Origin of the sequence: Curtobacterium sp. MCSS17_011 (assembly GCF_003224275.1) — a bacterium.
GTDB lineage: Bacteria > Actinomycetota > Actinomycetes > Actinomycetales > Microbacteriaceae > Curtobacterium.
The window spans coordinates 67,217-78,204 of sequence record NZ_QKLE01000015.1 but is presented as its reverse complement, the minus strand read 5'-3'; the positions used below and the strand labels follow the sequence as shown (position 1 = coordinate 78,204).

The following is a 10,988-nucleotide window of genomic DNA, read 5'->3' as shown; positions in this document are numbered from 1 at the left end:
AGCCCGCGCTCGTGCATCCGATGCCTCCCGCATCGTCCACCGCGCGAACCCCCGCACCTGCGTTCCGCGGCGGTAGTGTCACGGCATGGTCAGCGCCGTCTCACACACCACCATCGACTCCCGCGACGCCTACGCCCAGTCCGAGTGGTGGAAGCAGGTGCTCGGGTACGTCGACCTGCCCGACGACCCGAACGCCCCCGGGCACGAGGAGTGCGAGATCACGGCGCCCGACCGATCGCACACGGTGCTCTTCATCCAGGTGCCGGAGGCGAAGACCGTGAAGAACCGGATCCACTTCGACCTCCGTCCCACCGACCGCACCCGCGACGAAGAGGTCGAGCGGCTCCGCGGCATCGGTGCCGTGGAGCTCGCCGATCTGCGCCACCCGGACGGCGGATGGGTGGTCTTCGCCGACCCGGAGGGCAACGAGTTCTGCGTCCTGCGGTCCCGGGCCGAACTCGACGAGGAAGCCGACCAGCCGAGCTGACCAGCCCGCCGCCCAGCAGAGCTGATCAGCCCGCTGGCCGGCCTGCTGATCAGCCCGCCGGCCGGCCGGCTGACCGGACCGCCAGCCGAGCCGTTACGCCGAACGCCAGTCGTTCGACGTGATGTGCGAGCCGCCGTGGGGGCCCATCTGCAGCATCCCGCCGTCCACCGGCAGGGACACCCCCGTGATGTAGGACGACGCCCGCGACGCCAGGAACGCCACGGCGGCCGCGATCTCCCACGCGTTGCCCGGACGGCCGAGCGGCACCCCGGGGCGGTCGATGGTGTGCGGGTCCTCGTCCTCGGCGCCCGTCATCCGGGTGGCGATCTCGCCGGGGGCGACGGCGTTCACGGTGATGCCGTGCTCGGCGAGCTCGATCGCCATGGTCTTCAGCAGGCCGCCGAGACCGTGCTTCGCGGCGTCGTAGGCGCTCGAGCCGTAGCGGGGCTGGTGCTCGTGCACGCTCGTGATGCCGATGATCCGGCCGCCGGTGCCCGCCTGCACCATGTGCTTCGCCGCGGCCTGCATCGTGACGAAGGCCCCGTCGAGGTCGGTCGAGACGGTGTGGCGCCACTGGTCGAGGGTCATCTCGAGGAACGGCGCGTTGTCGCCCGTGCCGGCGTCGGCCACGAAGACGTCGACGCCGCCCAGCTGGGAGACCAGGCGGTCGATGACGGCGGCCGCGCCGGCGAGGTCGGAGACGTCGATCTGCTCGACGAAGGCCTGGCGGCCGGTCTTCCGGACCTCTTCCGCGGTCTCCTCGGCCCGGTCGGGCTCAGACAGGTAGGTGATGCCGACGTCCATGCCGGCTTCGGCGAGTGCGACGGCGGTCGCACGGCCGATCCCGGATTCGGAGCCGGTGACGATGGCTTTGGTGGGCTGGAAGTCACTCATGCGGCGGAACGTACGCCGGCCTCCCGGACGCTGTGCCGGACCATCCGCCTGGCGCAGGTCGGGTCGCCACCCCGGCACCGTCACGAACGGGCCTATCCCTGTCCCCGCGCACAGGAACGTCACGGCTCGGTAACGAAACACCTTTGCGTACCGCCCCGTCACACGGGCGAAACACATGGACCCTACGTTTCTCGACATCCAGTGGAGGCGTCGCATTCACCCGAAGCGGCACAGCCTCCGCGCAGAGAAAGGGCTCCACGGATGATCAGAACCACCCGTGCCACCGCGGCACTGGCGTTGGCGGGCGCAGCAGCCGTCCTCCTCGCCGCGTGTTCCACCACCGGCAGTGCTTCCCCCTCGAGCTCGGCGTCGAGCGATGCGAAGAAGGATCCCGCCGCCAGCTGCAAGGCCCCGGACACCCCCGGCACGGACGCGCTGAAGATCGGCACGATCCTGCCCCTGACCGGTTCGCTGGCCTACCTCAACCCGCCGGCCGAGTCCGGCGTCGGCCTGGCCGTCAAGGACATCAACGCCGCGGGCGGCGTCCTCGACAAGGACGTCACGATCGACCCGGCGACCGACTCCGGTGACAGCAACGACATGACCGTGTCGAGCTCCGCCGCGACGAAGCTCGTCAACGCGAAGGTCCCGGTCGCGATCGGCGCCGAGTCCTCGTCCGTCACGTTGAACGTCATCGACCAGCTGACGAGCAACTGCATCGTCGAGATCTCGCCCGCGAACACCGCGTCCGACCTCTCCGGCTACTCGTCGTACTACTACCGGACCGCACCGCCGGACTCGGTGCAGGGTTCCGCGCTCGGCCAGCTCGTGACCGGTGACGGCAACGCGAAGGTCGCCTTCCTGGTCTTCAACGACACGTACGGCACCGGCCTCCGCAACTCGGTGCAGGCTGCGGTCGAGGCCTCGGGCGGTCAGGTCGTCTACGGCGCCAAGGGTGAGGGCCAGGAGTTCCCGCCCGGCCAGACCACCTTCTCGTCCGAGGTGACCGCTGCCCTGGCCGCGAAGCCCGACGCGATCGTCGTCCTCGCCTTCGACGAGACGAAGTCGATCATCCCGGAGCTCGTCTCCCAGGGGAACGAAGCGAAGATCTACATGTCCGACGGCAACACGGCGGACTACTCGAAGGACTTCGACAAGGGCACCCTCAGTGGCGCGCAGGGCACCATCCCCGGTGCCTCGCCGAAGGACGACTTCAAGAAGCAGCTCGCCGCCTTCTACAAGGACTCGTCGGGCAAGACGCTCGCCGACTACTCGTACGCGGCGGAGTCCTATGACGCCACCGTCCTCGCCGCCCTCGCCGCGGTGAAGGGCAAGGGCACCGACTCCGGCACGATCCAGGCCAACATGGCTGCGGTGTCGGGTGCTGACGGCGGCACCGAGTGCGCGACGTTCAAGGAGTGCAAGACGCTCCTGGACGACGGCAAGGACATCCACTACACCGGCCCGTCCGGCATCGGTCCGTTCGACGACAACAACGACCCGTCGAGCGCCTACATCGGCATCTACAAGTTCGACGGCGACAACAAGCCTGTCTACCAGAGCGCCATCCAGGGTGCGGTGAAGAAGTAGGGCACAGCCCAGCACCGCTCGCGAAAGCGACGGTCCCCCCCGGAACTTCCGCGGGGGACTGTCGCTTTCGCTTTGGTGTCGGGGACGACCGGCAAGATGTGTCGCCTTCGCAGGACGGACCGACGAGCGGCCCTGGAGGCCCGTGGGGCGTGGTTCAGACCGGCTCGGCCGCGGCGGGTGCGAGCGCCCGGCGACGGGACGCCCGTGCGGCGGCGAACGAGTCCGCCGTCAGCACCACGAGCGCGAGCCACACGATGCCGAAGCCGAACCAGCGGCCCGCTGACATCTCCTCGTGCTGCACCAGCACTCCGACGAGCAGCTGCATCACCGGCGCCAGGTACTGGGTCAGGCCGAGGGTCGACAGGCTCACCCGACGGGCCGACGACGCGAAGAGCAGCAGCGGCACCGCGGTCGCCGGCCCGGTCAGCACGGTGATGACCACGTGTCCCCAGCCCTCGCTCGTGAACGTCACCCCGCCGCCGAGCCCGGTCACACCGAGCACCACCAGCGCCACGACTGCGATCGGCAGCAGCCACACGGTCTCGATCGTCAGGCCGCTCAGGGCGTCCACGGTGCCGCCGACCCGCTTCTTCACCAGGCCGTACAGCCCGAACGAGAACGCCAGGGCCAGCGAGATCCACGGCATCTGCCCGTAGCCGATCGCGATGACGACGACCGCCACGACGCTCAGCCCGACGGCTGCCCACTGCGCCGGACGCAGGCGTTCGCGCAGGACCACGACGCCGAGCGCGATCGTGACGAGCGGGTTGATGAAGTAGCCGAGCGCCGCCTCGACGGTGTGGCCGGTGGTCGTCGCGAGGACGTAGACGGTCCAGTTGACCAGGATCAGGACGGCGGCGAGCCCCATCACGAGCATCACGCGGCGCTGGGCCATCAGGGTGCGGGTCCGGAGCCACGACCGGGTGACGGCGATCGCGACCGCGCAGAACACCAGGCCGAACACGATCCGCCACGACACGATCTCGAACGCCGCCGCGGGGGCCATGGCCGCGAACAGCAGGGGCATCAGTCCCCAGAGCCCGTAGGCCACGATGGCCTGCACCACGCCGACGGATGCCTCGCTGCGGACGGGTCGCGCCGGACTCGGTTCACTCACGGAACCATCCTAGGAACGATCGCCGACGTGCCGGACGGACCACGGGCCTCCCGGTCGGCACGAACCGTCGTACGACTGCTCGAAGGGTAGGCGCACAACGCACGGACGCCCCGCCGGCCGACAGGCCGGACGGGGCGTCCGAGAGGAGAACTGGTGTCAGTTGACGACGACCGCGAGGACGTCGCGGGCCGACAGGACCAGCAGGTCCTCGCCCGAGTACTTGACCTCGGTTCCGCCGTACTTGGAGTAGATGACCTTGTCACCCACGGCGACGTCGAGCGGAACGCGGTTGCCGTTGTCGTCGATGCGACCCGGACCCACGGCGACGACCTCGCCCTCCTGGGGCTTCTCCTTCGCGGTGTCGGGGATGACCAGACCGGAAGCGGTGGTCTGCTCCGCCTCGACCTGGCGGATGACGATGCGATCCTCGAGCGGCTTGATGCTGACGGCCACGGTGACCTCTTCTTTCTCGGTACGGACTCGGTACAGATGAAAACCGGGTTGGCACTTCGCACAGGAGAGTGCCAACGCCAACTCTAGGGGGCCTCTGGCACTCGGTCAATCCGAGTGCCAGCAGATCCGGAGAACACGCAGCACCTGCGAGGATCGACGCATGGACGCCGCCGAACTCACCGCACTGCTGACCTCCGACGGGATGGCCCTGCTCGACCGTACCCCCGGTGTCTCCGACGGCGGCGAGATCGTCCGCGTGGTGTCCCGGCTGCGCGCCGAGGGCCACGATCCCCGGCTCGTCGCGGCCGTCCTCACCCAGGCGAAGCTGCGGCTGAAGGCCCGCGGCAAGTTCGGCGACTTCGCGTCCCGCATGCTCTTCACCGAGGCCGGGCTCGAGCAGGCCACCCGGCTGCAGGTCGCGGCCCAGCACGCCGGCCGTTTCGCCGCCGCGGGGATCACCCGGGTCGCCGACCTCGGCTGCGGCATCGGCGGGGACGCGATGGCGATGGCGGCGCTCGACCTCGACGTCACCGCCGTCGACCGAGACGAGGTGACCGCGGCCGTCGCGACCCACAACCTGGCGGTCTGGCCGAACGCGCGGGTGGAAGTCGGTGATGCCGCGTCCTTCGACCTGTCCTCGATGGACGGCGTGTGGATGGACCCCGCCCGACGCACCTCCGGCCACTCGGACACCCGCCGGCTCGCCGACCCGGACGACTGGTCGCCCTCGCTCGACACCGTGTTCGCCGCGGCGACGACGACGCCGACCGGCGTGAAGCTCGGACCGGGCATCGACCGCGACCTGATCCCGGACACCGCCGAGGCACAGTGGACCTCGGTCGACCGCGAGGTCGTGGAGCTCGCCCTGTGGTTCGGCCCCCTCGCCCGCCCCGGGATCCGCCGCGCCGCCACCGTCATCGGCGCGCACGGCATCGCCGAGATGACCGGAGCGGCCGACGCCGACGACGCCGAGGTCGGACCGCTCGGCGCCTACCTGTACGAGCCCGACGGCGCCGTGATCCGCGCACGGCTGATCGGCGACCTGGCACGCAGCCTCGACGGGCACATGCTCTCCGACGGCATCGCCTACGTCACGTCCGACCGCGCCGTCACGACGCCCTTCGCGCAGGGCTTCCGGGTGCTCGACACGATGCCGCTCGACGTCAAGCGACTGGCCGCACGGCTCGCCGCCGACGGCATCGGCACCGTCGAGATCAAGAAGCGCGGCGTCGACGTCGACCCGGCGCAGTTCCGCAAACGGCTGCGGTTGCGCGGATCGGGTCGCGTCACGCTCGTGCTCACCCGCCTGGAGGGACGCCACACGGCGATCCTGTGCGAGCGGCTCACCGACACGGTCGGCTGACGGCCGGGGGCCGCCTGCGGTGCTGCGTGCGCGTCAGCGTCAGCTGACGAAGGCGCCGGAGTTCGAGCTGTAGTCGGAGTAGTCCGAGTAGTCCGACGCGTTCGCGATCGAGATCCACACCAGGGCGACGATCAGGATGAACAGGCCCGTCAGGACCCAGCCACCGATGATCCCGGCGAGCGCGAGGCCACGGCCGCCCTCACCGCTCTGCTTGATCTTGCCGAGGGCGATGTGTCCCATGATGGCGCCGGCCGGGCTCGTCAGGATGATGATCGGCCAGATGATGATGCCGCCGAACGCGAAGACGATCGACAGGATCGACAGGACGTTCGTCTTCGGGCGCTGCGCGTAGGGCTGGTAGGTGTACGGGTTCGACGCGTAGGGCTGCTGCTGCGGCTGCGCGTACGGGTTCTGCTGCTGGCCGTACGGGTTCTGCGGGGCGCCGTACGCGTTCGACTGCTGCGGCTGACCGTACGGGTTCGACTGCTGCTGCGGTGCCGCGTACGGGTTCTGCTGCTGCGGTGCCGCGTACGGGTTCTGCTGCTGCGGTGCCGCGTACGGGTTCTGCTGCTGCGGAGCCGCGTACGGGTTCTGCTGCTGCGGTGCCGCGTACGGGTTCTGCTGCTGCGGAGCCGCGTACGGGTCCTGCTGCTGGCCGTAGGGGTTCTGTGGCGCTTCCGGGGCCGACGGCGCCTGTGGTGCGTCCGGAGCCTGCGGGGCGTCCGGGGCGGGCGTGGCGTCGGGCTGTCCGTTCGCTGGTCCGTTCGGCGTCTCGCCCGGCTTCGGCCACTCGTTCTGATCGGACACCGTCCACCCCTCTCGGCGTCCGGTCTCTCCGACGCCAGGTTGAATCCTCCCACAGGCTCCCGAAGAAGGACCGGGTCAGAACTGGTCAGACCTGGACGGTCGTCACCGGCAGGGTCGAGTCCGCGGCGATGCCGAGGTCGCTCGGCGCGTGCCCCTCGGCGACCAGACGGGCCCCCACGGCGGCGATCATCGCGCCGTTGTCGGTGCACAGGTCGAACGGCGGGATCCGCAGCCGCACGCCCGCGGCCGCGCAACGCTCCTCGGCGACCTGGCGCAGGCGGGCGTTCGCGACCACACCGCCACCGAGCAGCAGCCGGTCCACGCCGGTGTCGCGGCAGGCGTTCAGGGCCTTGGTCAGCAGGACGTCGACGACGGCCTCGCGGAAGCTCGCGGCGACGTCGGCCACGGGTACCTCACGACCCTCGTCACGGCGGCGCTCGACCCACCGCGCGACGGCGGTCTTGAGCCCCGAGAACGAGAAGTCGTACCGGTGCGCGGCCATGTCCTTCGGCAGCGTCAGCCCACGCGGGAACCGGATCGCCTTCGGGTCGCCCTCCGCCGCAGCGCGGTCGATCTGCGGCCCGCCGGGGTAGGGCAGGCCGAGCAACCGGGCGACCTTGTCGAAGGCCTCGCCCGCCGCGTCGTCGATGGTCTCGCCGAGCAGTTCGACGTCGCCGACCAGGTCCTTCACCAGCAGCAGCGACGTGTGCCCGCCGGACACGAGCAGCGCGATCGTCGGCAGCTCGATCTCACTGCCGTCCTCGCGCAGCACGTCCGCGCCGACGTGCCCGACCAGGTGGTTCACGCCGTACAGGGGCTTGCCGGTGGCCACGGCGAGCGCCTTCGCGGCCCCCACCCCGACCATGAGCGCCCCCGCCAGGCCCGGCCCGGCGGTCACCGCGACGGCGTCGAGTTCGTCGAGGGTGACGCCGGCACGGTCGAGCGCCTCGTGCAGGGTCGGGGTCATCGCCTCCAGGTGGGCCCGTGCGGCGACCTCGGGCACGACGCCGCCGTAGCGGGCGTGCTCGTCCATGCTCGAGGCGATCACGTTCGCCAGCAGGGTGCTCCCCCGCACGATCCCGACGCCCGTCTCGTCGCAGCTCGTCTCGATGCCGAGCACCAGTGGTTCAGTCGCGCTCACCGAGGGCCTCCTGTCCGATGGGTCCGACGCCCGACGACCGCTCGCCGTCCGGGCCGGGCAGTTCCGCCCGCATCACCCACGCGTCGACGCCGTCCGGTTGGTAGTAGCGCGGCCGGGTCGCGATGTGCTCGAACCCGAACGCCGTGTACATCGCCTGCGCCACGGGGTTGTCCGCGCGCACCTCGAGGAACACCTCGCGCACACCGCGGCGCCGGGCCTCGTCGAGCAGCTCCGTGAACAGGACCCGCCCGAGCCCCTTGCCGCGCTGGTCCGCGGCGACGGCGATGGTCTGCACGTCGGCCACCGGGTTGCCCGCGAGCGACGAGAGCCCGGCGTACCCGACGACCTGCGGCGCGGAGGCGTCGTCGACCGTCTCGATCACGACGTAGTACCCGTGCGGTGAGTACAGCTCGCCCGACATCTGGGACGCCGACCAGGCGTCCGTCGGGAACGAGACGTGCTCGAGCCACATGATGTCGTCGAGGTCCTGCGGGTGTGCTCGCCGCAGGCGGAGCCCGTCTGGCAGGGTCACTGCTTCACCCGCTTCGGCGCGCCCGGCACCGTGACGTCGGGGTCGCGCAGGTACAGGGGCGTGTCCTGGTCGAACGCCGCACCGGACGCGAGCCGATCTGCGGCGAGCGAGCCGAGCCTCCAGGCCGGGATGGACGCGACCGTCAGGCGGTCCCAGCCCACCGCTTCGGGCCGGGAGGCGCGGATCGCGTCGTCGAGATCGGTGGGCTTGGCGAGTCCGGGGCCGGCCACGCGGACGCCGTCGGCGTCGTAGGCGCTCCAGTAGACCTCGCGGCGGCGGGCGTCCGTGAGGACGACGAACGGGCCGGCGAGGCCCCCGGCGCGCTGGTCGGCGGCGACGGCGTCGTGGCTGACGAGCGGCAGGACGGGGACGCCGACGGCGGCGGCGAAGGTGCGGGCGGCGGCGATGCCGACGCGCAGGCCGGTGAACGGGCCGGGACCCATGCCGGCGACGACGCCGGTGACGTCGGCACCGGTGATGCCGGCCTCGGCGAGGGTCTCGGCGAGGAACGGGCCGATCACCTCGGCGTGCCGGCGGCTGTCCTCGGTGTCGCGTGTTGCGAGGGCCCGGGCGGTGGCCGGGTCGACGACGGCGACGGAGGTCCCGGCGGAGGTGTCGATCGCGAGCAGCACCCGTCCATCGTAGGCGGGGCGGGATCAGGTCTCGTCGAGGCTCCCAGCGACCGCGTTCCAGATCTCGTCGGCACGCCACCGCTCGCGTCCGCCTCGGCCCGAACGCCCCAGCGACCGGAGCCAGCCGTACTCCTCTGCGCGGCGGAGGAGGGACGAGGCCGTCGGCTGCGAGACGTCGAGCGCACGCCGGACGGACGTGACCGTCACGACGGGGTTCTTGAAGACCACGTCGACGAGCCCAGGGAGGGCCGAACGCTCCGTTCGCGAGGCCAGGCGGTACCGCTCGCGGATCTCGACGAGCTTCCGGATCCGTTCGCTGTCGTTCGCCCGGACGGTCACCGCCTCCGCGAAGAACTGGATCCACTCGTCCACCTCCCCGCGCTCCCGGACGGCCTGCAACCGCTCGTAGTACTCCGTGCGGTGCTGTTCGAAGTAGCCCGAGATGTGCAGGATCGGCGCCGGCAGGATGCCCTCCGCGATGAGCGAGAAGCCGATCAGGAGCCGTCCGATCCGGCCGTTACCGTCGAGGAACGGGTGGATCGTCTCGAACTGGTAGTGCAGCAGCGCACACTTCACGGTCACCGACATGGTGTCCAACCGTCCGTTCACGAACCGCTCCCAGTCGTCGAGAGTGTCCGGCAGGTGGTCCTGGTGCGGTGGGATGAAGCGTGCGGTTCCGGCTCCCCTCATGATAAGCAAGAGGGGCTTTTCCTTGTAACTTCCGTCGGAACTTCCAAACACTGGAGGGCACGCCCTGGCGTCAGAAGCGTCGCGAGACGGTCCCGATGGGCTGAGCCGTCCCGGGGCCCCGGGGCACAGGAGCGGGACGCGGCGGCTAGTCGAAACGGACCGTGCTGGTGGGCGACGTCGCGCCCCGTCCCGTCTCGGCCCCGTCCGCTGCTTCTCGAAGGTGCCGCAGCCGGGAGCGGACAGCGCCGTCCTGGCGGCGGAGGACGATCGCGACGTCCGCCACGGACATCCCTGCGGCCGTCATCGCCTCGAGCCCGGTGTCCTCCTGCGGCGTCCACGGCGCGTAGGCGGCGGGCCGGTCGAACCGAGCAGCGTCGACCTGCGGATTGCCGGTCGGTGCAGCCCGGACCACCAGCGGGGACAGTGCTCCGTCCGTGCCCGACCTCGCCGGGACGACCGGTGCCGGCGTCGACTGCAGACCGGTCGCCAGGACGTCCAGGCAGGCGATGGCAGTCACCGGATGGCGTGCCACGACCGCTCCTGCGGGCGACCGGAACACCAAATCGGTGTCGTCACGGTCCACCGTGCCGACTTCCACGTCGCTGAAGCCGCCGGCGTCGAGGACGATGCGCATGGTTCCCCCGTTCGCGCTGACCAAATCTGCTGCGAGGCTACCGGTCGCCGGCGGGGGCGCGGTCGACGACCACTCGACGGACATCCTCCACCGCCGCGGCGACCGCGCGCTCGCGGGCCTCGCCGTCCTCGGTCTCGGAGTCGTGCACGAACAAGGTGGCGCCCAGCCGGGCATCGCAGAACTCGACGATGCCGTGCTCGATCTGCGTCCGGAGCGCTTCGGCGTAGCCGTGGCGCTCGTAGACGCCGGCGTCGTCGCCGGCGATCGGGACGAGGTGCACGGTGAGCCGGCCGAGGTTCCGACGCATCCCGCCCTCGGGTTCGACATCGAAGGCCCACCCGTTGACGAACACGCGGTCGACCCAGCCCTTGAGCAGCGCGGGCATCGACCACCACCAGACCGGGAACACGAGCACGAGGTCCGTGGCGCGGTCGATCCGCTGCTGCTCGGCGACGACCTCGGGTGGAGCGTCCGTGCCGGTGCGGTACGTGTGCCGGTCGGCCAGGGTGAAGCGCGGGTCGAAGCCCTCGGCGGCGAGGTCGGCGGTCTCGACCGTGCCCTCCGGCAGCGCAGCCCGCAGCCGGTCGGCGACGTGGTGGGTCAGCGAGTCGGGGTCGGGGTGGGCGGTCACGATGAGCGTCGGCACAC

General features: G+C 71.0%; 13 protein-coding genes. 3 read left to right on the top strand and 10 right to left on the bottom strand.

Annotated elements, in window-relative coordinates; translation table 11 throughout:
* The first annotated feature begins 85 nt into the window (after nucleotides 1-85).
* Nucleotides 86-487 carry a VOC family protein gene (locus tag DEJ17_RS11570; RefSeq protein ID WP_110893978.1) on the top strand — a complete coding sequence of 134 codons (402 nt, stop codon included), beginning with the start codon at nucleotides 86-88 and terminating at the stop codon, nucleotides 485-487.
* Nucleotides 488-580: 93 nt separating this feature from the next.
* On the opposite strand, the gene DEJ17_RS11565 is transcribed toward DEJ17_RS11570, so the two are convergent.
* Nucleotides 581-1,381, bottom strand: coding sequence for an SDR family oxidoreductase (locus tag DEJ17_RS11565; protein WP_110893976.1), 801 nt, complete (start codon nucleotides 1,379-1,381; stop codon nucleotides 581-583).
* Between the two features lie 261 nt (nucleotides 1,382-1,642).
* Here DEJ17_RS11565 and DEJ17_RS11560 point away from each other — a divergent pair, with 261 nt between their 5' ends.
* The gene (locus DEJ17_RS11560; protein ID WP_110893974.1) at nucleotides 1,643-2,971 is read left to right on the top strand and encodes an ABC transporter substrate-binding protein; all 1,329 of its coding nucleotides are present in this window, start codon (nucleotides 1,643-1,645) and stop codon (nucleotides 2,969-2,971) included.
* Nucleotides 2,972-3,125: 154 nt separating this feature from the next.
* Here DEJ17_RS11560 and rarD read toward each other — a convergent pair whose 3' ends face one another.
* Both rarD and groES read right to left on the bottom strand, forming a co-directional pair.
* Nucleotides 3,126-4,088, bottom strand: a complete 963-nt coding sequence (gene rarD / locus DEJ17_RS11555) for an EamA family transporter RarD (protein WP_181421144.1) — start codon at nucleotides 4,086-4,088, stop codon at nucleotides 3,126-3,128.
* 156 nt (nucleotides 4,089-4,244) lie between these two features.
* Entirely contained in the window at nucleotides 4,245-4,541 is a 297-nt protein-coding gene (groES, locus tag DEJ17_RS11550) for a co-chaperone GroES (RefSeq protein WP_110893972.1), read from the bottom strand.
* A gap of 160 nt (nucleotides 4,542-4,701) precedes the next feature.
* On the opposite strand from groES, the gene DEJ17_RS11545 reads away from it, so the two are divergent.
* Nucleotides 4,702-5,904, top strand: a complete 1,203-nt coding sequence (locus DEJ17_RS11545; protein WP_110893971.1) for a class I SAM-dependent methyltransferase — start codon at nucleotides 4,702-4,704, stop codon at nucleotides 5,902-5,904.
* A 39-nt stretch (nucleotides 5,905-5,943) separates the two neighbouring features.
* Here DEJ17_RS11545 and DEJ17_RS17560 read toward each other — a convergent pair whose 3' ends face one another.
* The 7 genes from DEJ17_RS17560 to DEJ17_RS11505 all read right to left on the bottom strand — a co-directional run bounded on the left by DEJ17_RS17560 (nucleotide 5,944) and on the right by DEJ17_RS11505 (nucleotide 10,986).
* Complete coding sequence (locus DEJ17_RS17560) at nucleotides 5,944-6,711, bottom strand: DUF4190 domain-containing protein (protein WP_146239706.1); 768 nt, start codon at nucleotides 6,709-6,711, stop codon at nucleotides 5,944-5,946.
* 85 nt (nucleotides 6,712-6,796) lie between these two features.
* The gene (tsaD, locus tag DEJ17_RS11530) at nucleotides 6,797-7,852 is read right to left on the bottom strand and encodes a tRNA (adenosine(37)-N6)-threonylcarbamoyltransferase complex transferase subunit TsaD (RefSeq protein ID WP_110893969.1); all 1,056 of its coding nucleotides are present in this window, start codon (nucleotides 7,850-7,852) and stop codon (nucleotides 6,797-6,799) included.
* Complete coding sequence (rimI, locus tag DEJ17_RS11525; protein ID WP_181421143.1) at nucleotides 7,839-8,384, bottom strand: ribosomal protein S18-alanine N-acetyltransferase; 546 nt, start codon at nucleotides 8,382-8,384, stop codon at nucleotides 7,839-7,841. Before rimI ends, tsaD begins: the two co-directional genes overlap by 14 nt.
* On the bottom strand, nucleotides 8,381-9,016 hold the full coding sequence (gene tsaB, locus DEJ17_RS11520; RefSeq protein WP_110893967.1) for a tRNA (adenosine(37)-N6)-threonylcarbamoyltransferase complex dimerization subunit type 1 TsaB: 636 nt from the start codon (nucleotides 9,014-9,016) through the stop codon (nucleotides 8,381-8,383). The genes rimI and tsaB overlap by 4 nt, the downstream gene beginning before the upstream one ends.
* A gap of 24 nt (nucleotides 9,017-9,040) precedes the next feature.
* Nucleotides 9,041-9,757, bottom strand: a complete 717-nt coding sequence (locus DEJ17_RS11515; RefSeq protein WP_258366777.1) for a Fic family protein — start codon at nucleotides 9,755-9,757, stop codon at nucleotides 9,041-9,043.
* Nucleotides 9,758-9,851: 94 nt separating this feature from the next.
* Nucleotides 9,852-10,340, bottom strand: coding sequence for a hypothetical protein (locus DEJ17_RS11510; RefSeq protein WP_110893963.1), 489 nt, complete (start codon nucleotides 10,338-10,340; stop codon nucleotides 9,852-9,854).
* A 37-nt stretch (nucleotides 10,341-10,377) separates the two neighbouring features.
* Nucleotides 10,378-10,986, bottom strand: a complete 609-nt coding sequence (locus DEJ17_RS11505; RefSeq protein ID WP_110893961.1) for an NAD(P)H-dependent oxidoreductase — start codon at nucleotides 10,984-10,986, stop codon at nucleotides 10,378-10,380.
* Nucleotides 10,987-10,988 lie beyond the last annotated feature (2 nt).

What these genes read in the sequence shown, in the direction of transcription:
- DEJ17_RS11565 (WP_110893976.1), bottom strand. Translation starts at nt 1,381, where the DNA reads ATGAGTGACTTCCAGCCCACCAAAGCCATCGTCACCGGCTCCGAATCC.
- DEJ17_RS11570 (WP_110893978.1), top strand. Translation starts at nt 86, where the DNA reads ATGGTCAGCGCCGTCTCACACACCACCATCGACTCCCGCGACGCCTAC.
- DEJ17_RS11545 (WP_110893971.1), top strand. Translation starts at nt 4,702, where the DNA reads ATGGACGCCGCCGAACTCACCGCACTGCTGACCTCCGACGGGATGGCC.
- DEJ17_RS11510 (WP_110893963.1), bottom strand. Translation starts at nt 10,340, where the DNA reads ATGCGCATCGTCCTCGACGCCGGCGGCTTCAGCGACGTGGAAGTCGGC.
- DEJ17_RS11560 (WP_110893974.1), top strand. Translation starts at nt 1,643, where the DNA reads ATGATCAGAACCACCCGTGCCACCGCGGCACTGGCGTTGGCGGGCGCA.